Consider the following 25179-nt stretch of genomic DNA (forward strand, 5'->3'; position numbering starts at 1 on the left):
CTTCGTGATCAATAGATCGTGCGATGCAATGCTGATGAGAGGTGGAACATTGTTACACTGTCTGTCCATCAGAAACCTGTCCATCAGAAACCTGCCCATCAGAAACCGGCCTATCAGAAATAAGTGTGAGAGCGTTTGGATTCATGTTGAATTCTTGTAACATAGGTGTCTGAGTGTTGGTATGTATTTTTGTACTAGTAAACTAGTGCGAAGGTTCGAAGTCAAGCTTTTATTGGTGAAAAATCAAAAAAATGATGAAAATAGATTTACATAGTCACACCGTTGCTTCCGATGGAAAATTATCTCCGGAGGAACTGCTGCTTCGCGCTGTTTCGTTTGATATTGATGTACTGGCGATTACGGATCATGATTGTGTTGATGGTTTAGATGCAGCGCATCGATTTATTGAGGCACAACAATTACCGATTCGTTTGGTTGATGGCATTGAGATATCGACGGTTTGGCAGAACAAAGATATCCATATCGTCGGGCTGAATGTTGATGTAACTTCTGCTGCATTGAATGACCTGATTACCCAGCAAAAACAGCGTCGTGATGTGCGTGCGACGATGATCGCAACACGTTTGGAAAAAGTGACTCGGCCGGGCATTCTTGCTGAAGTCAAAGAGATTGCCGGTGATGCAGCAATTACCCGTGCTCATTTTGCACAATGGCTGGTTGCGCATGGCTACGCCAAGACGATGCAGCAGGTGTTTAAGAAATATTTAACCCGGAATCAGCCAGGTTATGTCCCGCCAGACTGGTGTTCTATGCAAGATGCCATCGAGGCGATTCATGCCGCAGGAGGACAAGCCGTATTGGCGCATCCGGGACGATATGACCTGACAACAAAATGGTTGAAGCGTCTGATTGAAGCATTTGCCGGGGTTGGTGGTGATGCGATGGAAGTTGCTCAGCCACAACAAGCACCTCAGGAAAGGCGCAATCTGACGAATTATGCGTTACAATACAGACTGCTAGCCTCTCAAGGTAGTGATTTCCATTATCCTTCTCCGTGGATGGAGTTAGGCCGGAATCTTTGGTTGCCTTCTGATATTGAACCTGTGTGGAAAGATTGGGGCTTGTCCGTAGAGTAAGCATCGAGTTGCTCGATGGTGAGGAGTAATAATGAGTCAGTATTTTTATGTTCATCCAGAAAACCCACAAGCCCGATTGATCAATCAGGCTGTGGCGATTATTCGTAATGGCGGGGTTGTGGTTTATCCGACTGATTCTGGTTATGCATTGGGATGTCAGTTAGAGAATAAACGAGCACTGGAACGTATCTGTCAAATCCGTCGTCTGGATGACAAACACAATTTTACGCTGTTGTGCCGGGATCTGTCTGAACTCTCGCTGTATGCCCGAGTTGATAATACCGCCTTTCGATTGTTGAGAAATAATACCCCGGGGCCTTATACCTTTATCTTTAAAGGAACCAAGGAAGTACCGAGACGGTTAATGAATCCGCGGCGAAAAACCATTGGGATCCGTGTACCGGATAACCGCATTGCGCTGGATTTACTTGAAGCTCTTGGTGAACCACTCATGTCAACATCGTTGATCCTACCGGGGAAAGAAACCACTGAATCTGATCCGGATGAGATCCGTGATTCACTGGAACATGCTGTGGATGTGATTTTAAATGGGGGATACCTCGGAGAGCAGCCAACAACCGTGATTGATTTCAGTGAAGATACCATGGTGGTGCAACGGCTGGGAGCAGGTGACCCGACCCCATTTGAATAGTCATGTTGAAACGGTTGTTGCAGATAATCGTGTTATCAAAAGAGATGCTTTTTTCACTTTGATTTGAGATAATGTGCGACCGCGATTCTGAGGTCGCATTTTTATTCGACGTCTGAGAAGACGACAAGCAAGGTAAGTTAATGAGCGAAAAGTTACAAAAGGTTTTAGCACGCGCAGGTCACGGCTCTCGCCGTGAGTTGGAAACGTTGATTCGGAGCGGGCGTGTCAGTGTTAATGGCAAGGTAGCTGTTTTGGGTGAGCGCTTAGAAGATGAAAGTGCCGTGATTCGGATTGACGGACATGTTGTCTCAATGAAAGCCGATGAAGAATTGGTTTGCCGGGTGCTCGTTTACTATAAACCTGAAGGGGAATTATGTACCCGACATGATCCCGAAGGGCGAAGAACTGTTTTTGATCGATTGCCAAAAATCCGGGGTTCACGCTGGATTTCCGTCGGTCGTCTGGATGCAAATACATCCGGGCTGTTATTGTTTACCACGGATGGCGAACTTGCCAATCGGTTGATGCACCCAAGCCGTCAGGTTGAACGTGAATACTTAGTTCGTGTGTTTGGTGAAATTAACGAACAAAAGATCAAAAATCTCGTCCGTGGTGTTGAGCTGGAAGATGGCGTTGCACGTTTCGAAGACGTTGTATACGCTGGTGGTGAAGGGATGAATCACACATTTTATGTGGTCATCAACGAAGGACGTAACCGCGAAGTCCGCCGTTTGTGGGAATCTCAGGACACCACCGTGAGCCGCCTCAAACGAGTTCGTTACGGCGATATCTTTTTAGATAAAACGTTGCCTCGCGGTGGGTGGGTTGAACTCAATCTGTCTGATGTGAATTATCTGCGTAAACTGGTAGAGTTACGGCCGGAGCAACACACCATGATCGACGTTTCTAAAGACAACACGTCTCGTAAACGTGAAAGGGCAAAAAGCCAGAAAATTCGCCGGGCGGTCAAACGCCATGAAGAGCGGATCTCCGCCCCGAAAGGGAGAGGGCAGCGAAGTCAGAAAGCGACTCCTCAGGCGAAAGCCAAAAGGCGTCAGCGCTAGAAACCCGATATAGAACACAAGAAAATAGAACACAAGAAAAAGGTGCTTAAACAAGCACCTTTTTTTATTCCTATCATGTGTTACACAATCCTTTATGTATGACACCATTATAACGTTTGGTTCAGCGCATAATATCGGCCCTGCTGCGCAATGAGCGCTTCGTGGCTGCCATATTCGACGATCTGGCCCTGCTCAATCAGGCAAATGGCATCCATTCGTTCCAGCTCGATTAAACGGTGCGTAATGAAAATCACGGTTTTGTGCGCATAATGTGTACGTAACAAATCCATAATTTGTCGCTCGGTCTGCTTATCGAGTCCTTCCGTGGGTTCGTCCAGTAATAGAATCTCTCCCTGATGGAGTAGTGCCCGGGCAATCCCCAAACGACGTTTTTCACCCCCGGAAAGATGACGACCGCCATCACCTAACCAAACATCCAATCCCGGCTCATCAAGGAGTTTATCCAATCCGACCTGACTGAGGACTTGTGTATACGTCATATCATCAGCGTCTGGTGCCGCGATCTGTAAGTTTTCGCGTAATGTGCCGTTTAGAATATCAACCCGTTGGCTGACAATACTCATACAGGCGCGAAGATCGTGTTCGTTCCAGTGTTTCAGATTGGTTCCGGCAATCGATACTTGACCTTGACTCGGATCCCAGTAGCGGGAAATCAATTGAAGTAGTGTTGATTTGCCAGACCCAGTCTGACCGACAATCGCAACTTTGTGACCTGCCGGAATGTGGAGATCAATATCAGTCAGGACGCGTTGTTGCTGGTGGTCCGGATAATGAAAATGAATCTGTTCAAAACGGATGTCGAACTGACCATTGTGCTGTGTCGGCTCCGTTTGAAACGTCACTTCAGGCTCAGAAGATAAGACTTCATTCAGGCGTCGTGCCGAGGTGAGTGTCTGGCCTAAATGCTGAAATGCGCCAGCGATCGGCATTAACAGTTCAAAGCTGGCCATGGTGGCAAAGACAACCATTGCGATCATCGGGTCCGGTTGCGCTTGACCCACACCATTGCCGACAAACCATAGCATGAATACCAGTGTCCAGCCGCTGGCCAGCATGAGCAATGCCTGAGCAAAGCCACTATAACGGGTGTTGATATACTGCCGCGAGATCAGGTCTTGCTGATCTTGCATAATTGCCTGACGGTAGGTCGGCTCGGCACCAAAAATCGTCAGTTCGCTATAGCCTTGAATCCAGTCGAGTAAGGTGACCCGGAGATTTGCTTTACTTTGGGTCAGCGCCGCACCATTTCGTTTGCCCAGTTTGTAAAATAACACCGGCCAAGACAGTAATAACACCAGCAAAATTGCGCCAAGTGTCAGACCGACCATTGGGTCAAACCAGTACAGAAACGCCGAAAGAACCAATACGCCCAAGATACCAATTACTACGGGGCTGATCAGTCGTAGATAAACGTGATCCATGGCATCGACATCAGCAACCAGTCGGTTGAGCAGATCGGCATCACGAAGGTTAGCAATCCGTCCCGGAATGAGTGGTGACAGTTTCTTGAAAAAGAAAATCCGCAGATCCGCCAACACCTTAAAGGTTGCATTGTGGCTGACGACTCGTTCTCCCCATCGTCCGGCGGTTCGTCCAATCGCAAAGCCGCGGACAAAGGCACTGGGTAACATATAGTTGAACGATTGCCGGGCTATCGTTAAACCGGCAACTGCGGCTGCGGAAAGAAACCAACCGGACAACGTCAGTAACCCAATCGAGGCACACAGGGTTAGGAAAGCCAATATGATTCCCAGCGTCAGACCAAACCAATGCTTTTTATAGAGTTTGAGAAATGGGAGCAAATCACGCATCGAGATTCCCCTTCTGATGTTCAGGTTGCAGTGTATGGTTGTCTGTCAACATGGATTGAAACAAGCCGTCTTCATGGCGGAGGGTCTGGTAATGACCTGACTGGACAATTTTTCCGTCTTGCATCACCAGAATGTTATCTACCGTCTGCAGTTGAGCAAGTTGATGCGTGACCAGTAACGTGGTGTGCTGATGGATCTGTTTTGCCAACCCTTGCATGACCAGCTGTTCACTTCGGGCATCAAGGCTGGCGGTCGGCTCGTCCAGTAGCCAGAATGAACCGTTTTGCAGCATGGCGCGGGCGAGGGCAAGTCGCTGAGCCTGACCGACGGACAGCCCCCCGGAGCGGTCACTGATCAAATAGTCCAGCCCGTGGTTTTCGACAAAGTCAGCCGCAAAAGAATCTTTGAGGGCATTCTCGAGCTGCTCATCGGTAATTTGGCGTTTACTCAGAGTGACGTTGTCACGAATTGTGCCATGAACCAACAAAGGATTTTGACCGACCCAGCTAATCAGTTGTCGCCAGTCTGCATGAGAGAGTTCATGGAGATCGACACCATTGATCAGCAATTTTCCCCGATAAGGCATGAAGCCTAAAATCGCTTGTACCAGCGAGGTTTTCCCCGCCCCGCTCGGGCCGACTAAAGCCGTTGTTTCATGAGAGTTAAGGCGGAATGACACCGGGCCAACCAGCCTTTTTCCTTCGGGGCTGATGACTTCCAGACTCTCGGCTTCGATGGTGATATGTTCAGGTGTCGGAACAGATAGTGTACCCGATTTTACCTCATTCACATCGATTTGGAGAAACTCAACAATACTTTCGGCAGCGCCAACGGCTTGCTGTTTGGCATGATAGAAGGTTCCCAAATCCCGCAATGGCTGGTAAAACTCTGGCGCAAGAATCAGGACAAATAGTCCGGTGAACAGGGTAACTTCTGTTCCGTAATAACCGAAATCCATTTCCCCGATAAAACTGAAACCGAAATAAACCGCGGTGAGGGCAATAGAAATCGAAGTAAAAAATTCCAGAATTGCCGAGGAAAGAAAAGCGATTCTCAGCACGTCCATGGTTCGCATCCGAAAAACTTCGGATGCCGCACGCAAATGTTCGGCTTCGGCTTGTGTCCGGTCGAACATCCGGATGGTGGTCATCGCTTGAAGGCGGTCATAAAAATGCCCCGAAAGACGTTGTAGCGCTTTGAAGTTTTTCTGTGCAGCTTCCGCAGCTTTGATCCCGACCAGTGCCATAAAGAATGGCACCAAAGGGGCTGTCAGCAGAAAAATCAATCCAGCGGCCCAGTTAACAGGAAATACGACGATGAGGATGACAAACGGAATCAGAACGGACAGCGACATCTGAGGAAGGTATCGGGCAAAGAAGTCATGCATATTCTCAACTTGTTCGAGCACGAGTGTGGCCCAACTACCTGCCGGTTTTCCTTTGATGTAGGCGGGTCCCATTTCTCTGAGTTTATCCAGAATCAGTTGCCTGATATAGATTCTGATCTGTTCTCCGCATTTGAATCCGGCAATTTCACGTCCCCAGCTCAGTCCTGCTCTCACGGCAATGATTGCTGCAAGTCCCAGAAAATAGGGGATTAAATCCGTTTTAGCGGTCTGTTCAATGATCAGCTGATGTAAAATCGAAGCCAGCAAAGCCGCTTGGAACAGTAAGAAAATACTGGAGAGGACACCGAGCCCGACAGCGAGCATCAGCCAGCGTTTTGCCAGCTTGCTTTGTTGGCGGAGCCAGTGATTTAAGCTACGTTGTTTATTCTTATCCATTTTAAAGGCTTTTATAGGAATGAGTTGATAAGGTGCGTTTACCCAGAGGTATCACGGCACACCCGCAAGTCAGTAGTATACAAAATAAAACCCGGTGGGGACACCACCGGGTCGAGGGGATTTCACATCAAAAATGGTGAAAAATAATGTACTTATTCTGACAGGCTATCAAGATAACGTTCTGCATCTAGTGCAGCCATGCAACCAGTTCCAGCTGAGGTGATCGCCTGACGATAATTATGATCCATCACATCCCCGGCAGCAAAAATACCCGCAATACTGGTTTGTGTCGCATTTCCTTCCAGACCGGATTGAACAATAATATAACCGTTCTTCATTTCTAATTGATCTTGAAACATTTCGGTGTTCGGTTGATGACCAATCGCAATGAATACGCCCATCACATCGAGTGACTCGATCGTGTCTGATTGAGTGTCTTGCAGGCGCACGCCCGTGACACCCATGTCATCACCAGTGACTTCTGCCAACGTACGGTCGGTATGTAAAATAATTTGGCCATTGGCAACTTTGTCCATTAAACGATCAATCAGAATTTTCTCAGAACGGAAGCTATCTCGGCGATGAATCAGATGCACTTCAGAAGCAATATTGGATAAGTACAACGCCTCTTCGACGGCGGTATTACCACCCCCGACCACTGCGACTTTCTGATTGCGGTAAAAGAAACCATCGCAGGTTGCGCAGGCGGAGACGCCTCGTCCTTTAAATGCTTCTTCTGAAGGGAGGCCCAGGTACTTGGCCGACGCGCCAGTTGAGATAATCAGCGCATCACACGTGTAGGTCTGGCTGTCACCTTTCAGCGTAAAAGGCCGCTGGGTAAAATCCACTTCATTGATATGATCAAAAATAATCTCGGTATGAAAACGTTCCGCGTGGGTTTTCATGCGCTCCATTAACCCCGGTCCGGTGAGTCCTTCCGGATCGCCGGGCCAGTTTTCGACTTCAGTCGTGGTTGTGAGCTGACCGCCTTGTTGCATACCGGTAATCAGAACAGGATTCAGATTGGCGCGAGCTGCATAAACCGCGGCTGTATAACCGGCAGGTCCGGAACCAAGAATCATCAATTTAGAATGCTTTACGTTGCTCATCTTATCCTCAGGGGAATCTTTTTACTCTATCTGACTCACGATTGTAGGAGATTCCTCCATTCAATAAAAGTATGAAAAAAACTATATTATGAAAGAAAAGGTTATAGATGGCAGGGAGAGCCGTGGTATGGGGCGTTCGGTATCATTCAAACGGATTGGGGAGTCATTCGGTACACCATACGCTTGCTAAACGGTATAGGTGAAAATTCCGTATTTGGCACTGCTTCTGTCTTTCCGTTGAACGGATAGTGTGATTTTTAATGATGGTTTGGATGAATATTCTTAATTTGTCAGTTTTATTCATATTTTGATTTATATTTTGTGGAAAAGACAAAGTAATCAACTATTATTTTGTTATAAAAATGTAAAATCATGCTAATTTTTAGTAGAGGAATTGAATATGATGCATGAACATGAGAATACACTGCATATTACCCAGCTGAGTGATACCGCTATCCATCAACTGGCTCCTTCATTTCAACAACTCCCTCATACGGCTCATGCCGACGGACAATATCGACTGAGACGTTATTCGGTGATTCAGTTCATCAATGGGCAGGTCGTTGAAACCGATAAACATGATTTCACCCAATCCGGTCACTATAACCCGTTTCAGGGGGATATTAAGCGCCAGTTTGAGCCGGTGTTGCAAGACACACTGATAAGTGAGGGATTGCATGAAATGTGTGAATTATTTGTCGAAACCAATGGATTACCCGACGGGCAAATTATCGATGTTCATCAGATGCGTATTGCATCGGTTTTTGATGAGACGATGGTGTCTCCGGAAGGGGTTCATCAGGATGGCTACGACTACATCGCGATGATCGGTATTGACCGTCATAATATTGTTGGTGGTGAACTGATGCTCTATCAGGATCATCATGCGGCCCCGTTTTTTCGCAAAGTGTTGGAAGATGGTGAAATCGCAATGGTGGCGGATAGTGCCCTATGGCATAACGCAACACCGATTCGGGTGATAGAGCATGGTGAAGAAGGGCATATGGATGTCTTTGTTCTCACTGCGAAGGATGGCAACCATGAATTTCACGCCTGAGGCCGTTCGTCAGCAATTTCCGGTATTTCGGCAAGATGAGCCACTGTTACCTTTGTGCTTCGACGGGCCGGGCGGAAGTCAAGTCCCGGCGGTTGTCGGGGAACAAATCGCTCAGTATCTGTCGGGAGGGACGGCGAATGTGGGGGGATATTACCCAACGAGTGTTCAGACCGGTCAACTGGTGGCTCAGGCAAGGGAAGTGGTTCAGGCATTTTTGCATGCACCGGCGCCTGAGAATATTGTCTTCGGAGCCAATATGACCACGCTGACATTCCATATGAGTCGGATTTTAAGTCGTGAATGGCAACGTGGTGATGAAGTGATTGTCACCGAGCTGGATCATTATGCCAATGTGTCGAGTTGGCAGCAGGCGGCAGCCGATCGGGGTGCGGTCATCCATCAGGCCCGGATTGATGAGCGCCAATGCTCACTGGACGTTGATCACCTGATTGCTCTTATTGGTGAACGAACACGGCTAGTGGCGGTGACGTATGCATCCAATACCACCGGTTCTATTGTTGATGTTCAGCGGATTATCAAAGCCGCGCATCAGGTTGGCGCATTGGTTTATGTCGATGCGGTTCATTTTGCTCCGCATCAATTGATTGATGTTCAGGCGTTAGATTGTGATTTTCTAGTCTGTTCAGCTTATAAATTTTATGGGCCACATGTCGGCATTCTGTATATTGCACCACGCTGGCTGACGCACTTTATGCCTTATAAAGTGGCACCGGCACCTAATGTCGGGCCGGGACGTTATGAAACGGGAACGCTGAACTTTGAAGGTCTGGCCGGGGTCATTGGCACGATCGAATATCTCGCACAATGGGGAAAAGCCGAAGCACCGTTGAGAATGAGATTGGTCGAGAGCTTTGCCCAGTATCAACAACATGAACAGCGGTTAAGTGCCTTGTTTTTAGCGCTGATGGATACGTTATCTTCAGTACAGCTATACGGAGCCAGTGTGGCTGATAGCGTAGTGAGAACACCGACCTTTGCCCTGAATTTTACTCATCAGACGCCAGCGTTTGTTGCCAAAGCACTCGGTGAGCAGAACATTTGCGTATGGCATGGTCACTTTTATGCGCTGGGCGTGGTGAGGCGCTTAGGACTTGAAAATCACGGTGTTCTGCGTATTGGTCTGATGCACTACAATACCGAGGCGGAAATTCACCGTTTATTTGAACACCTGCAGCGTCTGGAGAAAAGTTAACCGCAGCGTTGTTGAGGCTACCGCGGATAAGTTGAAGCACAGCGGATAAGTTGAAGCACCGCGGATAAGATGTGTGGAACGTCACGGTTCTCACACATCATAACGACAATCAAGCAGTGGCTGCGTTTATCGCGCGGTTGCGCTCGCCAAAGCAAGACATTTCAGAATGAAAGCGGTTGAAATTCAATTTCATAAGACGTGAACTTACGAATATTGATAACACCGGTATCGAGAATCAGATATTGCCCTTTGATTCCCTGTAAGAGCCCTGATACTTCAGGGTTTTTATCAAAATTGTGTGACACGATTTTGGTCGGGTGTTGTTGTACCGGGAACTGAATCTCGGTGATATCTGGATTGACTTCAGTGACCGCGTCCTGCCCGTATGTTTGGCGGATCTTTTCAATGGTATCCGCAACCAATGGACGAAGTTTCTCTGCCTGTTGGTGAAGCGCGAGTGGATCTTGGTCTTCTTTCAATAACGTTCGCCAGTTGGTTTTGTCAGCAATATGTTGCGCTAATTCAACTTCGATCAAGCCTGAAATATAACGACTCTTGACCTTAAAAATTGGTAACCCTTGTGTCGCGCCTTGATCGATCCAGCGGGTCGGAATCTGAGAATGACGGGTGATACCGACTTTGAGACCGGATGTGTTGGAGAGATAGACATAATGATCCGTCATGCAATGTGACAGTGCCCATTCCGGTTCCCGACAGGTTCCTTGCTCATAGTGGCAGGTTTCCGGCTTCATAATACACATATCACAACTCGCCAGTTTCTGCATACAGACATAGCAGTGGCCTTGCGCGTAACTTTTTTTGGTCCGTTTGCCGCAATGACAACAATAAATATTGCCGGTATAGGTGAGGGAGACCGGCTGGCCGATCAGCGAGTTTAAGGCGACTTCCGTTGCTCCGACAGGGAGATAATACTCGGTGTGTGGGCTGAGGGTCGCACGTAGTTTACTGAGGGTTCCCTTGATGACTGAAGACATGACATTGCTCTTTTTATGGTTGAAATTGATATTAGGTATAAATGAAGCGGGTGATCGCAAAACGGGCTGAAGCTTGTTCAGACAGTGCATATTACCCGTTTGGTGATATTAACAGAATTGAGTCGCTTCTAGCGAGTTTACTCAGCGGTATGAGGATGTTTTGTGTCGTTTGGATGATTGTCGTTCTCAGATATTCCCGCAGGTGTGTTATGGGATGCGTCATCGGAGAAAATCGGTTCTTTCGGTCCGAGGAACTTAGGTTTGGCATCGATGATAAATAGATCGAGGATCGCCCGGGCCCGGGCAAAAATTTCACGGATTCTTATTTTGAGATCGGTACCGTGGGTGGGGCCGGGGACAGCAAAACAAGCCGCATCAATCTTGTGATAGTTCGCGATAAACAGCGCTCGTTCGCAGTGAAAGCGTTGCGTAATAATCAGAAAATGGTTGGTATCAAAGATTTTTTTGGCCCGGATAATCGAATCGAGCGTTCTGAATCCGGCATAGTCCAAAGCGATATCTTGTTCCGGTATACCTGCTTTCATCAAATCACGTTTCATCGTCCATGGTTCATTGTAAGAACGATGAGCATTATCGCCACTGAGCAGAAAATGAGTCACTTTGCCTGAACGATAGAGCTGAATCGCGGCTTCAATACGATGAATGTAATACGCATTGAGTATACGGCCTAGATATTTGCTGGTTCCTAATACCACAGCCACTTGGTAGTGCTCAATATGATCGGTATTGGTGAGTATCTGGTCTTGTGTTTTCCAACTGACCCAGCGATCAATGACGTACAAGGATACGACCAGCATAAGCAATATGATGAGCATGGCTTTGATGAGTCGCCAGCAAAGATGGCGTATTCTGCTGATGCATCCGCTATCAGCGTGATATTTACTGAAACGAGAGTGGATAACGATACCTTTTATCTAAATTATATTTGCCTGTTCTTCTGAGCCCAGAGCCCGATGCTGACAAAACTGACAATGACAACGACAAACATGGTGCCTCGTTCTAAGTGGGCAAGTGTCCGAGCTAAGTCAGGGCTGAGTTTGACGATGATAAATCCATAACCAAATGCATTAAGTAATATAAAGGTAAATGTGCGAATGACAAAGTGTTGATTACGCAACATCCGGCGTAATAGCGCATTAATTTCACCACCCAGCACCACCAACAGGCAGGCAATCAGTGCGATGGCGATCTCTTCCAGGTAAGGTGCGAGATATTGTCCCGCAGGACTGAAAAAATGCAACATGGTAAATATCCTTGCCAATAAAAAGCCTCTGTAACAGAGGCTTATCTTATCATATTGATATCGTTTGACCGATTTAGAATGCGACGCGCTTATAGCGACGATAAACCGGTTGCCAGAAATTACGTTCGATCGCTTGCTCCAGTGCTTCAGTTGTAATGGCATCAGCAACACCTTGTTCAATCGCCTTTTTCGCGACGGCAAGTGCAATTTTTTTCGAAACCGAGTGAATCGCTTCCAATGGTGGTAGCAGTGAACCATGACCATTGATTGCCAGTGGTGAACATTCAGCCAGTGCCCGGCTCGACTCCATCAACATCTCATCGGTTACTCGTTTTGCATTTGCTGCAAGGACGCCAAGTCCGATACCGGGGAAGATGTAACTGTTGTTACACTGAACAATCGGGTAGAGTTTGTCACCTAACATGACCGGTTCAAACGGACTACCGGTTGCAACGAGTGCTTCTCCGTTTGTCCATGTCAGCAGATCACTTGGCAGCGCTTCAACACGGCTTGTCGGGTTCGACAGTGGGAAGATAATCGGACGTGGACAGTGTTGATGCATCTCACGGACGATGTCTTCACTGAATAGTCCCGGTGCACCGGAAACACCAATCAAGACGGTTGGTTTCGCTTCTCTGACAACATCGTGCAGAGAGAACCCAGTCCCTTCTGCTTCCCAGTGTTGCGTATTGGATTTCTTCTGCACTAAACGCTGTTGGAAATCCAATAGATTTGGCATACCTTCTTGCAATAATCCCCAGCGGTCAACCATATAGACCTGTGAGCGGGCTTGCTGATCAGAAATACCTTCTGAAACCATTTGAGCAATAATCGCTTCGGCAATACCACACCCGGCAGAGCCGGCACCAAGGAAGGTGATTCGCTGTTCTGCCAGTTTACTGCCAGCAGCTTTACATGCTGCCAGTAAAGAGCCGACCGTGATAGCGGCTGTTCCCTGAATATCATCGTTAAAGCAGCAAATCCGGTCTTTGTAACGCTCAAGCAGTGGCATGGCATTTTTCTGAGCAAAGTCTTCAAACTGAACCAAAGCATCAGGCCAGCGGCGTTGAATCGCTTGGATAAACTCTTCAACAAATGCATCGTATTCTGCACCGGTAATCCGCGGATGACGCCAGCCCATATACATTGGGTCGGCTAAACGTTGTGGGTTATTGGTCCCAACATCCAAAACAACCGGGAGTGTATAAGCCGGGCTGATCCCCCCACAGGCGGTATACAGGGCAAGTTTTCCGATTGGAATACCCATCCCACCGATACCTTGGTCACCCAGACCAAGAATACGCTCACCATCGGTGACTACGATGACTTTGACGTGATGGTTAGAGGCATTATTCAAGATATCATCAATTTTATTGCGGTTCGGATATGAAATAAATAATCCACGACCACGGCGATAGATATTAGAGAAGTTTTCACATGCAGCACCAACGGTCGGTGTGTAGATGACAGGCATCATCTCAGTGATGTGATTTTGCACCAGTCGGTAGAAGAGCGTCTCATTGGTATCTTGTATATTGCGAAGATAGATATGCTTATCCATATCATTGTCGAAATTGCAATATTGTTGGTACGCACGGACAACTTGTTCCTGAATGGTTTCTGTTGCTTCAGGGAGCAGACCACCAAGGTTAAATGAGCTTCTTTCTTCTGCTGTAAAAGCGGCACCTTTGTTGAGCAGTGGTGTACTGAGGAGCATAGAGCCCGCGTGGGAAATATATAAAGGGCGTTTGTCGTTGTTCATTGTATGCCTATATTTTGTAGGATGATGAAGGGAAACGGGACAAATTTTACGGGTACTCCTGTCGGTTGTAAATAGAGGCAATTTGAAGTTTCCCTCATTCTCGTAGGTTAATTGGCGGTTTTTTTTGAATATGGTTTACCAATATTTGCATTTTAGTGAATAAATATAAGTTTATTTGTTAAACAAAATATGAATCATTCATCTCACCAAGCTAAATATTTGTTCAATAGTTGTTATTTATATGCATCTGATAGAGCGTTTTTATATATGTTTTCGGCCATAAAATACCGTTTTTTTATATTCTATTGCTATAAACGGATTGGCGGATCATAGTGTGTCTATGGTGCTGTCACTTTCGTGGGGGGCGAAATGATTCAACCGACCCGAGTCCGAGGTGTATTTGATTACACCGCATTCTTAGATGTTGCATGTCATAAACATTGGACACTGTTTGAAGCCTTCTTTCATACAGAGCGCGTTGCACATGATGAATCATCACAAACGACCCGTCAGGCATTAGCCCCGGATGAACGTTTGTGGAAGAAAGCATTGCAAAATCTGTCTCTGGGACGTAGTGATCAGGAAAATCTGATGATCTTGTCAAAGTTGGCAAGATCAGAAGGAATTGAGGCGTTACAAGTGATGATGCCTTATGCCTTGGATGCACAACAGTTGCATGAGATTGAAACGCTGGGGTGTCATACGACACAGCGGGTTGAGGTTGATGAACTGTTGATTGAGTGGTGAATCGAAGTGAGATTACCGTTGTTTGAATCCGCTCATCGTCAGTGTTGTGATGAGCGGATGATATCGATCAACGGATTGATGTAATCCATAGCGGTTCTGCTATTGAAGCATTATGCAGGCTGAATGAGGCCATATTCCCGGTCAAGTATCTCAATAATTTCTTGTTTTGGATTGTTACTCAGATGGATGGGCTGACCCGTAATCTTTTCGGCAATCCCCGTATAAGTTTCGGAAATGTCCTGTAATGCTTTCAAGGGTAAAGCATTGTCTCTGGCGAGCGCTTCTCGCTCAGGCATGCGTGTTTTGTTCAGCAGAATGTCTGGGTCTGGGAAGTAGTTCAGCAAAAACTGACGGAAGCCTTCTTTTGAATTTTCAACGATATGGCCGGCAGCATATTGCTGAGCATCCCAGATTCTGGATGAATCCGGTGTACCAACTTCATCCATATAAATGAGTTTATCTTGCCCCTGAGCATCGGTGACATAACCAAATTCAAATTTGGTGTCGACGAAGATCTGGTCAATATCAGCGAGCGTCTGGCTGATCACATCAAAGCCTTCTTTCAGTAACTTCTCATATAAACTGATATCTTCTGGCTGACGGAAGTTAAATGCGGCGTAATTTGCTGCGATATCTTGTCGGCTGATGTTGACATCATCGGCCTCTGGAACACCGGGAATTCCTTTGAGAATGCCTTTCGTTGATGGTGTGAACAGCAATTCAGGCAGTTGCTTATCTTTTCCTAACCCTTCGGGAAGCTGAATACCGCAGAATTCTCGCTCACCTTTCTCGTAGGCCCGCCACATTGAACCCGTGATATAGCTGCGGCAGATGGCTTCAATTTTAATCGGTGTGGCTTGCTGAACAATCCAGACAAACGGGTGGGGGATATCAAGAATATGGCTGTCTGCCAGACCGTGCTGGCGAAATAGTTTGAACCAGTGATTGGAAATTGCGTTGAGAGCAGCGCCTTTTCCCGGTACTCCGGCGATACCACCTTCAGCGTGCCAGATACAGTCAAAAGCAGAGATACGGTCACTGATGACCATAATTGCCAGCGGGGCATCTGCTGCGACGTTGTAGCCTTTTTGTTGAATCAGGCGACGGCTGTCTTCTTCAGTTAACCAGTAAACGGAACGAACTTTTCCACTATGAACGGGTTTGCTGGTGCGAATGGGGAGGTCGTCATTGACGGCGAGAATTTGATCGGCGAGGCTCATTCAGACATTCCTATCTAAAAAGTAATCGGTTCAACTGACAGATACCCGTTGACCAGACACAGAGTGACAAACATTACGGGATATCCGATTTCTGAGCGCATCATACCAGAACTATTTTTCACTGCCAGAGAAAAAGCAAACGTTTGCTTCAAGGGGGGTATTTTCAACCAATCACTGATCTAAAAAAAATCCCCTGTGTAGAGGGGATGAAATGGTGATTGCAGTGTTCAGTGGTGATGTTGAGCGTTTTGGTTGCCGGAATGAGTCGCTGGAATCAATGGTAGTGGCGGTTTGGATCCGCCACAAAGAAAATCTCACAGTGGTATTGTTGACCCAACTGTATGAGCTGTTTCCGCGCCTGTTCGGTGAGTCGTTGTGAAGCCACGATGGCGCAGGCATTGCCTGATAGGATGGCTTTACGAATCACATGATACTCATCCATCGTCTTTGAGGCTTTCAGTTGCACAACTTGATGACCCGGAATCTTGTGTGAATCGAGTGAGCGTAGATCCGGCCGGTAGGATTCCGATGTGACCAGAATCCACTGTGGCAGTTGAGAGAGCTGTGCTAAACGATCATACAGATAGCTTGCCATTGCGTCATATCGGGTCGCATTTTGGGGCGAGTGGTGACCGGTATAGTGGTGCAATCCGGATGAGTACATCAAATCATTCAACAAACGCATAATACTGATTCCTTATACATGCTGTATATATATACAGTATTTTATATTGAATGACTGATCAAGTAGGAATTGGTGTAAATTCGTACTTTTCTGTTATCAAGATCTCATTACTGAATATTTCCTGTTCGTGAATGCGAACTGGAATCGAGAAAATCCAATCGGACACGCCTGTCTGTCAGCGGTGGTGACAGACAGGCGCGGGACTGAGCAAGGGAACTGGTGTTTCACTGCTGAGTAATGGTGGGGATTCGGCTTTGAGTTTTGAGCGAGTGACTTATCGTAAAAAGGCATATCGCGTTGTTGTATTGTCGTGATAAGCGGTTTGACTGATGCAGACAACGACTACTGCACAGTCATGGTTTCGGGTGTTATTGTTTTATTGCGCTATTGTTTTATTGCGCTATTGTTTTATTGCGCGGAGGTGCTTTGCTGATGTGCTAATAGTGATTTTAATGCTTGATTTAACCGTTTCATCTCTTCATCACTGCCTTTCATATCCGGGTGATAAATCTTACTCAGCTGTTTATAACGCAGTTTGATCTGTTTGACATCTGGTATTTCTGTGACTGAGAAGCCAAATAAAGCACATGCTAAATCGAGGCTATTCGGGCGAGCTGGGGGCTGTTTGGGTGGCGTTTGTTGTAAGCGCTTCATCTCTTGAAACAGCATGGTCATTTGTTGTTTTTGTTTGCGAATCGTTTGTTCCTGCTGCTTGATTTTTTGCTGTTGTATAGTGGTACCAGACTGAACCTGTAACGGCTCTGACGGTGGTAGTTGAACCTCAGGGCGAGTTGATTCCGCTGTTCTGAGCTGTTTTTTGAGTCGAATATAGACAACTCCCAGTAAAGTCAATGCTAGCATCAGTACGGCTACAATCACGCTGGATATGATCTGAGGCAGCGTGAATTGAGCAGCATCGGCTTGAGCATTATTGAAACGGACCGGAGAAATTGTGGTATCGGGGGCTTGAGCATCTTCGAGTGCTTTTCTCCGCGAAATTTCTTTCATTCGGCGGTGATTGAACTGTTGTTCGAGTAACTGGCTGTAGCGTTGCTCTGCTGTTGGATTAGACAATCCTGCAATCCGGTACCAAATCAGTGCCTGAGTTTCACCCGACAGATCCGTCACTTGTTCATAGAGTTGACCCAGTTTGAACTGTGCTGTCGTGTCGCCTTGTGTTGCTAAGCGAGTCAGCCAATAGATCGCTTGTGTTTTATCCGGTGTGACACCGACGCTGCCATTAAGATAAGCATTCGCGACTTGTAATTGCGCCTGCTTATGGCCATTTTCAGCGGCTTGTTCCATCCAGTAAAAAGATTGTTTGGGGTCGGCTTTCACACCTTGTCCCTGTTGATAATGCAAGGCAAGTTGGTACTGTGCGTTTTTGTCACGCAAGATGGCTTGCTGGCGTAGGGTATTGATGTCGGCGGCATATGCAGATGCAAGAACCAGCAACAAACATATCAGTAATAATCTCAATCGCACGCCTGACCCCTAAGGTTGATATTCCGGATTCAGCGTAATTTCTGATCCGGAATATTTGTCAGTTTATTTCAGTGGTAGGATCTGTATTTCAACCCGTCGGTTACACTGTCTTCCCTGCGGTGTACTATTGGTGCACAGAGGGTGGCGCTCGCCAATGCCCCGAGCAATCGCCCGACCGGGAGCAACGCCTTGTGAGACGAGATACTGACGTACCGATTCTGCCCGTTTTTCTGATAAGACTTGATTCGTGCGGTCGCTACCAGTGCTGTCGGTATGGCCATCAATGACTAAACTGGTTTCGGGATATTCCACTAAAATTTTAGCCACACCATTTAAGGTATTGTGAATCGAAGCATTGAGATGGTAATCGTTGGTATTAAAACCGATTCCGTTTTTCATGCGTAAACGAAGCTGATGTTCTCCGACGCGCTCAACCTGAACGCCGGAATTGACAAGAGAACGTCGTAGTGCTGCTTCTTGTTTGTCAAAGTAGTAGCCGACACCGCCACCAATCGCAGCACCACCGGCTGCGCCAATGAGTGCTCGCTGGCGCCGCTCTCTGGCGTTATCACCCGAAGCGAGACCCACTGCAATCCCCGAAATTGCACCAATTAGTGCGCCTTTGGTGGTTGAGTTGGTTTCGTTTTCACCCGTTGTTGCATTCTGTCTTTGCGTTGCTTCGCACCCGGCCAGTAGCGAAAGCAGAGAAAGCATAATGATGGTTCGTTTCACTGAGATACTCCCTGATTGTTATTCTCGTATCATGAATCACAATTATCTATCACATTGTAGACAATAATTCGGATGAATTATTTCAATAATTTTGGTGCTTGTGCACCATCAATCGGTCTGTTGACAGAAATTCTACGTCCTTTTTTCAATCCGGTCTCGTAATCTTCGGTCAAATTTTTCATCGCTTCTTTGAGTTGTTTCTTAAATGTTTCGCGGTCAATGTTCTGGAATTCCCGATCAATATAGCTATTGATTTTATCTGCGGAATCTTGATCGGGGGTGATATCCGGTAATTTTTCCAGTGCACCTTCGATCCAACCAGATAAAAAAGAGTTAACTCTGCGCGACACTTCTTGTGTCGATGTGCCACTGCCAGCAAAACTATTACGGAACTGACCGGTTTGCTCGTTCATTTCACGATAAATGACATCAAAAGCAAAAGCGGCAAAAATAGCGCGATCCGCTTCACCGATAAACTCGACTCTTTTCAGACCTTTATGATTCAATAAGACGGCCTCTACACCAAACTTGGTGTTGATACCTCGGATAATACGGAGCAGGTGACTGCTGATTTGGGCTGGTAGCAGGTGAGAAGACTGGGTTTTCCCCATTTTGATGAATTCAATATCATCTTTATGCAGACCATATTTTAACATCAGGCTATGCGCCATCTTGATGGCACTTGCCGCCTCATTCACATTCGCGGAATTACCAAGTTCCAAGCATTTGGCTATTTTTTTAAGGGCTTTTTCTTTATTCATTGACCTGAGATATAGGGAGTTGAGATGCACAGCAAAGTCAGACATTCTAACTTTTCTGATCGAAAATGAAAAGAATGAAAAGAGGGGGCGTCAGTCACAACGGACTGGGATTCTGCCACGCAAAGGGTTAACCGACGAACAGTGAATGTCAGCATAATGGGCAACGGTTGGGGATGTCGATGAAGATCCGGATAAAGTGTGACTTTATCCGGGTAACATCAATGGCTGGTTATTTATAAGCCAAGCTGATCGAGTAAATCAGCCGCGTTGCCGCTATCTTGCTGATCATCTTTGTGATTTTTCGGATTACTAGCAGATGATTGAGAGGATGACGCTTGTTCTGATTGTTGCCATGTGGATTCGAGAATATCGTCTGGGTTTTCATCTTCGGAAATCTCAAATTCCTCTAACTGAATGAATTCGGTTTTGTCCATTGCGAGTTCAAGATAGAAAATGTTGTTTTTTTCGGTAGAGAAGGTAACTCGGCGGGCTTGAGGGCGATCAAGATTGGTATCCACAGAAAGTAACACCTGCTTGTTCAGTGACAGCATTTTGGGTTGGTTTTGAGTAATGTTGGTCTGTAGTTCTTTGCGAACTTTGTTGGTGAAATCACCGACGAGTTGATTCATGAGTTCGCCTAATACATCTCCGACTTCGTCCGATGTATGCAGCACCGCCAGCTCTTCTTCCGGCATGCCCATATTACGCATGTAATTTCTATAAATCTCCAATGCAGCTTTGGCATTGAAGTTAATGACAACCAATCCGGTAAACCCGCCATCGAAAAGCACAAAACAACCAAAATCAGGTTTGAGTGCGGTTTTATTAATTTTCTGAACCATAGCAGAATAATGAATCTGCGAAGCGGTTGCTGTCGTAAGCACCTTAGAAACAGACTGGCACAACATCAGCAGAATATCTTCTGTGGTGACTACTTGACTTTTTTTCATATGATTGTCCATCAAAATATTTCAACAACAAGGCATCACATCATGCCTTTTCCTATTCTTGAACCGAGATTCTGTTTTAATCGCCTCTTTAAATGTTGTAAAGTGAGCTAACTCAAAGATCAAGAACAAAAAGTATTAACCCATCGCTGCATTGAAGTCAGCGTCGTACGGATAGGAAGCAAATGTTACCGAGACTTCACCATCAATCCGATATCGATCCCGTCATATTCCAATTTCTACAAGACCTTAAATCTCATGAATTTTCCGGTGATATCGAAACGCACTATTCAAGCCGTCTTGCGGTTTCTACAGACAATAGTGTCTATCAGCAGTTACCGCAAGCAGTCATTCATCCCAAGACAACAAAAGATGTCGCCCTGATTGGGAAAATGAGTGCTCAATCGGTTTATAAAACCGTGACCTTTTCAGCGCGAGGTGGTGGAACAGGGACCAATGGACAATCATTGACGAAAGGAATCGTCGTCGATTTATCCCGTCATATGAACAACATTCTGGAAATCAATCCGGAAGAAGGATGGGTTCGTGTGCAGGCTGGGGTGATCAAAGATCAACTCAATGATGCCGTCAGACCTTATGGTTATTTCTTTTCTCCTGATCTTTCCACCAGTAACCGAGCCACGCTCGGCGGTATGATCAATACCGATGCATCGGGGCAAGGGTCATTGAAATATGGCAAAACCTCGGACCATGTGTTGTCGTTACAGGCAGTATTTGCTGATGGTTCAATACTGGAAACCGATCTGTCGGCTGGATTACCGCAGCAAGAGACTTATGCCGCTGAAGCGCTGACGGTCACGGAATCTGTTTGTCGGGACAAACGGGCTCAGATTCTGGATAAATTCCCGCCCTTGAATCGATTCCTGACGGGGTATGATCTGAAAAATGCGCTCGATGAAAGCGATGATACCTTTAATTTTACCCGGATTTTGTGTGGTGCTGAAGGGTCGTTGGCATTTATTACTGAAGCCAAGCTGAATTTAACACCGATTCCAAAGACTCGGATGCTGGTCAATGTCAAATATAACAGTTTCGAGTCAGCGCTCAGAAATGCGCCATTCATGGTTGAAGCGCAAGCCTTATCTGTCGAAACGGTCGATTCGATAGTGTTGAACCTGGCAAAACAGGACATTGTCTGGCACAGCGTCAACGATTTATTGTCTGATGTGCCCGGTAAAGAGATGCAGGGGATCAATATCGTTGAATACGCAGGACAGGATCTGGCTGAAATCGAGTCTCAGGTTCAGGCGCTGACTGACAAATTGGATCAAATGCTGGTAAACGAAGAGGCTGGCATTATTGGTTATCAGGTATGTCAGGACTTAGCCAGTATCAATCGTATTTATAATATGAGAAAGAAGGCGGTGGGTTTACTCGGTGCAACGAAAGGGCGGGCCAAACCGATCGCATTTACTGAAGATACGTGTGTGCCACCAGACAATTTGGCTGATTTTATTGCGGAATTTCGTGCTTTGCTCGATTCGAAATCACTGGCTTACGGGATGTTTGGTCATGTAGATGCGGGGGTATTGCATGTTCGCCCTGCATTGGATATGTGTGATCCGCAACAAGAAGCGATGATGCATCGTATCTCGGATGAAGTCGTTAAACTGGTCGCCAAATACGGCGGTTTGATGTGGGGCGAACACGGAAAAGGTTATCGTTCTGAGTATGGTCCTGAATTCTTCGGTGAAGAACTCTTTCAGGAACTTCGGCGGGTTAAAGCTGCTTTTGACCCGCATAATCAAATGAATCCGGGGAAAATCTGTACACCGCTGGATAGTGACCATCAGCTGGTGAAAGTCTCGGATGTCAAACGGGGTTATTTTGACCGTCAAATCGACATTCAGGTTCGTGACAGTTTCAAACAGGCGATGGAATGTAACGGCAACGGTCTTTGCTTTAATTACGAAACCAGCTCTCCAATGTGTCCTTCAATGAAAGTGACCGCAGATCGACGCCACTCTCCGAAAGGGCGGGCAGGATTGGTTCGTGAATGGCTGCGTCAGTTAACAGAGCAGGGTGTTGATATTCTTGATCTGGAAAAGCAAACCTTGAATTCGACGCTCTCGGTGAAAACGCTGATTGATCGGATTCGTCATGCTTGGCATCAAGAGCGGGATGGTGATTTTTCTCATGAAGTCTATGAAGCGATGAATGGATGTCTGGCCTGTAAAGCCTGCGCCAGTCAATGTCCGATTAAAGTGGATGTGCCGAGTTTTCGGGCGCGTTTCCTGAATCTTTACCATACCCGTTATCCGCGCCCGCTCAAAGATTATCTGGTTGCCAATATTGAAACCATGCTGCCGCTGATGGCCAAGGTCCCGACCGTAGTGAATGGTGTTCTGTCCCAAAACTGGATGCAACGCCTCACACGTTCGACGGTGGGCTACATTGACGCGCCTTTGCTGACGGTGCCGACACTTGCTAAACGGGTCGGTCATAAAGCATTGGTACCTTATCATTCTGAAGGACTGGCACAGATTCCTGAGTCACTGCGTCAGGACTATATCATTATCGTTCAAGACCCATTTACCAGCTATTATGATGCTGATGTGGTCGATGACTTTATTGAGTTGGTGATCCGGTTAGGTAAACATCCGGTATTGTTGCCATTCAAGCCGAATGGTAAAGCACAACATGTGAAGGGATTCCTCAAACAGTTTACGGCAACGGCCAATTCAACGGCTGCGTTTCTCCGCGAGGTCGCTGAACTGGGGATTCCGATGGTTGGTGTCGATCCTGCCACGGTGTTGTGTTATCGCGATGAGTATCAGGAAATTTTGGGTGAGCAACGAGGTACATTTCAGGTCTTGAGCGTTCATGAATGGATGGCGCCACGTTTATCTGAATTCCACATCGAGTCGTCTCAGCCTTCGGTTTCTTCCCCTTGGTATCTGTTTTCGCACTGTACCGAAAAAACGAAGCTACCGAATAGTGAGAAAGAGTGGATGACGATTTTTAGTCATTTTGGTGCCAAACTTGAGCCGGTTGCTGTTGGCTGCTGTGGGATGGCTGGCACTTTCGGTCATGAAGCAGACAAATTCGAGATGTCAAAAGACATCTATGGTTTAAGTTGGAAACCGAATCTTGAGCAGCTGCCGGCGGAGCGCTGTCTGGTTACTGGTTATTCATGCCGGAGTCAGGTGAAGCGGTTTGAGCAGATCAAACCCAAACACCCGTTACAGGCGCTACTCGCGCATCTTCAGTAACAAGCCGTCTTTCACTCTGTCTCAGAGAATAGGTTAACTCTTGCTCTCTGAGATGGTGTTGAAAGTGATGTGAAGGACAGTGTCGAGGTGAACTGTGAACTATCGTTTAGCATTGAAAGTGCCGCCCGTGATCGTATTTGTGATCGCGCTGATATTGATTCATCTGGGCAACTGGTGGTTGCCGGGCACCTCGGTTGAATTACCGTTTCGATGGGGGGTGGTTAGCGGGTGCTTCGTCTTGTCTGGCTGGCTGGGGTTATCCGCTTTATTTACTTTTTACCGAGCTAAAACAACGGTCAATCCGGTGAATCCAGAGTTAGCTGCAACGGTGGTTACTCACGGTGTCTTTCGATTTTCCCGTAACCCGATGTATCTGGGACTGGTACTCATTTTGATCGCAGATGTGTATTGGTTGGGAAGCTTCACCGGGCTGATTTGTATCATCGGATTCGTGATGTATATGACGTATTTTCAGATTATGCCTGAAGAGCGGATATTAGAGGCCCGGTTTGGGGAATCCTATCAGGCGTATCAGCGACGTGCTCGACGCTGGCTGTGATGTATGTCGTGACGATAATATTGGTTTGAACAAGACCGTCAGAAAAGCAAAAACCGCTGTAATACACAGCGGTTCTTTATATCTTCATTAGGGCTGGCGTATCGACGGGTTGAGTCTTTAGGCGGCTTGGCCTGCCATCTGCGCTTGAAATGCATCTTTGAGTTCATGAAACCGAGCAACCAGATTGTCAATCGCGTTGTCATCGTATGGACGTAATCCGCTGACGACGAGGCGTTTGGTTCCTTGTCCGACGATTTGACCTTGATTGATAAAATTAAAATACAGTGTCACGAGACCACGCTTTCCGTCGACATCAAATGTGGTATGACGGAGTTCGACTGTCGGATGCGTCAGGTCAAGGTGAGTAAACTCGGCTTCCATACTTTCATACATGACCAATGGGCGCTCACAGTTAATCATCACATTTTTATTTTTCATCAGAGGGACAAGAAGATGGGGAAAGTTCATCCCGGAAAAGCGGGCATAACTGGTCACGAAATGTTCGATGAATGCATCGTCGTGGCTCACTTCACCGTCGCGGTTCATATGCAAGTATTCCTTGCCGTTCTCGTCAACGACAGCGCTCTCTTTGCCTTCCTTATTTTCAATATGCAACGGTGTTTGGTCACCCACCATACCAGAAAATTTAAATTTCATGGTCTGGCTAATCCCTGCTTTTTTCAACAGCACAGCAAAAAGTAAGTCACCGGGCACACAAAAACGTTTGTTATCCTCGTTGTGGATAGGGTTGAAATCACCGGCAACTTTTTTAGCAAAATGACTTGCTTGCTGGCGCGTAAACTGAAACTGATGGTTATTGCTTGAGAAATAAGGATTTAGGAACATATTTAATAGTAAGCAGCCAAAACTGACAGGAATTATATACGATTTTTAGCGAAAAAATGGTCTATCCAGATAAAAAATAAATGTAGACCACATGAATATATCCATGAGCAGTGTAGTTTGTCAGGCCATAGGTGTC

At 46.6% G+C, this 25179-nt stretch carries 22 protein-coding genes; 8 read left to right on the top strand and 14 right to left on the bottom strand.

Annotated features, from left to right (window positions below):
• The first annotated feature begins 254 nt into the window (after window positions 1-254).
• From rnm to rluB, 3 genes are all read left to right on the top strand, one after another.
• On the top strand, window positions 255-1097 hold the full coding sequence (gene rnm / locus OCU60_RS07695; protein ID WP_074373647.1) for an RNase RNM: 843 nt from the start codon (window positions 255-257) through the stop codon (window positions 1095-1097).
• Window positions 1098-1128: 31 nt separating this feature from the next.
• Complete coding sequence (locus OCU60_RS07700) at window positions 1129-1749, top strand: L-threonylcarbamoyladenylate synthase (RefSeq protein ID WP_074373589.1); 621 nt, start codon at window positions 1129-1131, stop codon at window positions 1747-1749.
• A 140-nt stretch (window positions 1750-1889) separates the two neighbouring features.
• On the top strand, window positions 1890-2813 hold the full coding sequence (gene rluB / locus OCU60_RS07705; RefSeq protein ID WP_074373590.1) for a 23S rRNA pseudouridine(2605) synthase RluB: 924 nt from the start codon (window positions 1890-1892) through the stop codon (window positions 2811-2813).
• A 107-nt stretch (window positions 2814-2920) separates the two neighbouring features.
• Here the strand turns inward: rluB and cydC are convergent, their stop codons facing one another.
• The 3 genes from cydC to trxB all read right to left on the bottom strand — a co-directional run bounded on the left by cydC (window position 2921) and on the right by trxB (window position 7537).
• Window positions 2921-4645 (bottom strand): heme ABC transporter ATP-binding protein/permease CydC, encoded by a 1725-nt coding sequence (gene cydC, locus OCU60_RS07710; RefSeq protein WP_074373591.1) that lies wholly within the window; start codon window positions 4643-4645, stop codon window positions 2921-2923.
• Window positions 4638-6428 (bottom strand): heme ABC transporter permease/ATP-binding protein CydD, encoded by a 1791-nt coding sequence (gene cydD / locus OCU60_RS07715; RefSeq protein ID WP_074373592.1) that lies wholly within the window; start codon window positions 6426-6428, stop codon window positions 4638-4640. The genes cydC and cydD overlap by 8 nt, the downstream gene beginning before the upstream one ends.
• A 152-nt stretch (window positions 6429-6580) precedes the next feature.
• Window positions 6581-7537, bottom strand: coding sequence for a thioredoxin-disulfide reductase (trxB, locus tag OCU60_RS07720; protein WP_074373593.1), 957 nt, complete (start codon window positions 7535-7537; stop codon window positions 6581-6583).
• A gap of 400 nt (window positions 7538-7937) precedes the next feature.
• Between trxB and OCU60_RS07725 the strand changes: the two genes are divergently transcribed.
• Together OCU60_RS07725 and OCU60_RS07730 are read left to right on the top strand one after the other, a co-directional pair.
• Window positions 7938-8594, top strand: coding sequence for a 2OG-Fe dioxygenase family protein (locus OCU60_RS07725; protein ID WP_074373594.1), 657 nt, complete (start codon window positions 7938-7940; stop codon window positions 8592-8594).
• Entirely contained in the window at window positions 8578-9807 is a 1230-nt protein-coding gene (locus OCU60_RS07730) for a cysteine desulfurase-like protein (protein ID WP_074373595.1), read from the top strand. The genes OCU60_RS07725 and OCU60_RS07730 overlap by 17 nt, the downstream gene beginning before the upstream one ends.
• A 161-nt stretch (window positions 9808-9968) precedes the next feature.
• Here OCU60_RS07730 and OCU60_RS07735 read toward each other — a convergent pair whose 3' ends face one another.
• The 4 genes from OCU60_RS07735 to OCU60_RS07750 form a co-directional block, all read right to left on the bottom strand.
• Complete coding sequence (locus tag OCU60_RS07735) at window positions 9969-10802, bottom strand: DUF2797 domain-containing protein (protein ID WP_083602683.1); 834 nt, start codon at window positions 10800-10802, stop codon at window positions 9969-9971.
• Window positions 10803-10939: 137 nt separating this feature from the next.
• The gene (locus OCU60_RS07740) at window positions 10940-11638 is read right to left on the bottom strand and encodes a SanA/YdcF family protein (RefSeq protein WP_074373596.1); all 699 of its coding nucleotides are present in this window, start codon (window positions 11636-11638) and stop codon (window positions 10940-10942) included.
• 104 nt (window positions 11639-11742) lie between these two features.
• A complete protein-coding gene (locus OCU60_RS07745) occupies window positions 11743-12066 on the bottom strand; it encodes a DUF3392 domain-containing protein (RefSeq protein WP_074373597.1) in 324 nt (107 codons plus the stop codon).
• Window positions 12067-12139: 73 nt separating this feature from the next.
• Window positions 12140-13828, bottom strand: a complete 1689-nt coding sequence (locus tag OCU60_RS07750; RefSeq protein WP_074373598.1) for an NAD-dependent malic enzyme — start codon at window positions 13826-13828, stop codon at window positions 12140-12142.
• A 369-nt stretch (window positions 13829-14197) separates the two neighbouring features.
• Between OCU60_RS07750 and OCU60_RS07755 the strand changes: the two genes are divergently transcribed.
• On the top strand, window positions 14198-14575 hold the full coding sequence (locus OCU60_RS07755) for a hypothetical protein (RefSeq protein WP_074373599.1): 378 nt from the start codon (window positions 14198-14200) through the stop codon (window positions 14573-14575).
• Window positions 14576-14685: 110 nt separating this feature from the next.
• Here the strand turns inward: OCU60_RS07755 and OCU60_RS07760 are convergent, their stop codons facing one another.
• The 6 genes from OCU60_RS07760 to OCU60_RS07785 form a co-directional block, all read right to left on the bottom strand.
• Window positions 14686-15795 carry a phosphoribosylaminoimidazolesuccinocarboxamide synthase gene (locus OCU60_RS07760; protein WP_074373600.1) on the bottom strand — a complete coding sequence of 370 codons (1110 nt, stop codon included), beginning with the start codon at window positions 15793-15795 and terminating at the stop codon, window positions 14686-14688.
• Window positions 15796-16069: 274 nt separating this feature from the next.
• Window positions 16070-16480: a hypothetical protein gene (locus OCU60_RS07765; RefSeq protein WP_083602684.1), complete on the bottom strand. Its 411-nt coding sequence runs from the start codon at window positions 16478-16480 to the stop codon at window positions 16070-16072.
• Window positions 16481-16888: 408 nt separating this feature from the next.
• Window positions 16889-17965, bottom strand: a complete 1077-nt coding sequence (locus OCU60_RS07770; protein ID WP_083602685.1) for a tetratricopeptide repeat protein — start codon at window positions 17963-17965, stop codon at window positions 16889-16891.
• Between the two features lie 63 nt (window positions 17966-18028).
• Window positions 18029-18679 (bottom strand): OmpA family protein, encoded by a 651-nt coding sequence (locus OCU60_RS07775; protein WP_095533316.1) that lies wholly within the window; start codon window positions 18677-18679, stop codon window positions 18029-18031.
• A gap of 95 nt (window positions 18680-18774) precedes the next feature.
• Window positions 18775-19458 (bottom strand): DUF2786 domain-containing protein, encoded by a 684-nt coding sequence (locus OCU60_RS07780; protein WP_074373651.1) that lies wholly within the window; start codon window positions 19456-19458, stop codon window positions 18775-18777.
• A 233-nt stretch (window positions 19459-19691) separates the two neighbouring features.
• Window positions 19692-20408 carry a DUF3334 family protein gene (locus tag OCU60_RS07785; protein ID WP_074373652.1) on the bottom strand — a complete coding sequence of 239 codons (717 nt, stop codon included), beginning with the start codon at window positions 20406-20408 and terminating at the stop codon, window positions 19692-19694.
• A gap of 182 nt (window positions 20409-20590) precedes the next feature.
• Between OCU60_RS07785 and ydiJ the strand changes: the two genes are divergently transcribed.
• Entirely contained in the window at window positions 20591-23638 is a 3048-nt protein-coding gene (ydiJ, locus tag OCU60_RS07790; protein ID WP_074373602.1) for a D-2-hydroxyglutarate dehydrogenase YdiJ, read from the top strand.
• A gap of 94 nt (window positions 23639-23732) precedes the next feature.
• Window positions 23733-24197, top strand: a complete 465-nt coding sequence (locus OCU60_RS07795; RefSeq protein WP_074373603.1) for a methyltransferase family protein — start codon at window positions 23733-23735, stop codon at window positions 24195-24197.
• Window positions 24198-24314: 117 nt separating this feature from the next.
• Here OCU60_RS07795 and OCU60_RS07800 read toward each other — a convergent pair whose 3' ends face one another.
• A complete protein-coding gene (locus OCU60_RS07800) occupies window positions 24315-25043 on the bottom strand; it encodes a DUF3581 domain-containing protein (RefSeq protein ID WP_074373604.1) in 729 nt (242 codons plus the stop codon).
• Window positions 25044-25179: the final 136 nt, after the last annotated feature.

Source organism: Vibrio spartinae, assembly GCF_024347135.1.
GTDB lineage: Bacteria > Pseudomonadota > Gammaproteobacteria > Enterobacterales > Vibrionaceae > Vibrio > Vibrio spartinae.

Excerpts from the sequence above, each read along its gene's own strand:
- rnm (WP_074373647.1), top strand. The coding sequence starts at position 255 with ATGAAAATAGATTTACATAGTCACACCGTTGCTTCCGATGGAAAATTA.
- OCU60_RS07700 (WP_074373589.1), top strand. The coding sequence starts at position 1,129 with ATGAGTCAGTATTTTTATGTTCATCCAGAAAACCCACAAGCCCGATTG.
- rluB (WP_074373590.1), top strand. The coding sequence starts at position 1,890 with ATGAGCGAAAAGTTACAAAAGGTTTTAGCACGCGCAGGTCACGGCTCT.
- cydC (WP_074373591.1), bottom strand. The coding sequence starts at position 4,645 with ATGCGTGATTTGCTCCCATTTCTCAAACTCTATAAAAAGCATTGGTTT.
- cydD (WP_074373592.1), bottom strand. The coding sequence starts at position 6,428 with ATGGATAAGAATAAACAACGTAGCTTAAATCACTGGCTCCGCCAACAA.
- trxB (WP_074373593.1), bottom strand. The coding sequence starts at position 7,537 with ATGAGCAACGTAAAGCATTCTAAATTGATGATTCTTGGTTCCGGACCT.
- OCU60_RS07725 (WP_074373594.1), top strand. The coding sequence starts at position 7,938 with ATGATGCATGAACATGAGAATACACTGCATATTACCCAGCTGAGTGAT.
- OCU60_RS07730 (WP_074373595.1), top strand. The coding sequence starts at position 8,578 with ATGAATTTCACGCCTGAGGCCGTTCGTCAGCAATTTCCGGTATTTCGG.
- OCU60_RS07735 (WP_083602683.1), bottom strand. The coding sequence starts at position 10,802 with ATGTCTTCAGTCATCAAGGGAACCCTCAGTAAACTACGTGCGACCCTC.
- OCU60_RS07740 (WP_074373596.1), bottom strand. The coding sequence starts at position 11,638 with ATGCTCATCATATTGCTTATGCTGGTCGTATCCTTGTACGTCATTGAT.
- OCU60_RS07745 (WP_074373597.1), bottom strand. The coding sequence starts at position 12,066 with ATGTTGCATTTTTTCAGTCCTGCGGGACAATATCTCGCACCTTACCTG.
- OCU60_RS07750 (WP_074373598.1), bottom strand. The coding sequence starts at position 13,828 with ATGAACAACGACAAACGCCCTTTATATATTTCCCACGCGGGCTCTATG.
- OCU60_RS07755 (WP_074373599.1), top strand. The coding sequence starts at position 14,198 with ATGATTCAACCGACCCGAGTCCGAGGTGTATTTGATTACACCGCATTC.
- OCU60_RS07760 (WP_074373600.1), bottom strand. The coding sequence starts at position 15,795 with ATGAGCCTCGCCGATCAAATTCTCGCCGTCAATGACGACCTCCCCATT.
- OCU60_RS07765 (WP_083602684.1), bottom strand. The coding sequence starts at position 16,480 with ATGCGTTTGTTGAATGATTTGATGTACTCATCCGGATTGCACCACTAT.
- OCU60_RS07775 (WP_095533316.1), bottom strand. The coding sequence starts at position 18,679 with ATGCTTTCTCTGCTTTCGCTACTGGCCGGGTGCGAAGCAACGCAAAGA.
- OCU60_RS07780 (WP_074373651.1), bottom strand. The coding sequence starts at position 19,458 with ATGAATAAAGAAAAAGCCCTTAAAAAAATAGCCAAATGCTTGGAACTT.
- OCU60_RS07785 (WP_074373652.1), bottom strand. The coding sequence starts at position 20,408 with ATGAAAAAAAGTCAAGTAGTCACCACAGAAGATATTCTGCTGATGTTG.
- ydiJ (WP_074373602.1), top strand. The coding sequence starts at position 20,591 with ATGTTACCGAGACTTCACCATCAATCCGATATCGATCCCGTCATATTC.
- OCU60_RS07800 (WP_074373604.1), bottom strand. The coding sequence starts at position 25,043 with ATGTTCCTAAATCCTTATTTCTCAAGCAATAACCATCAGTTTCAGTTT.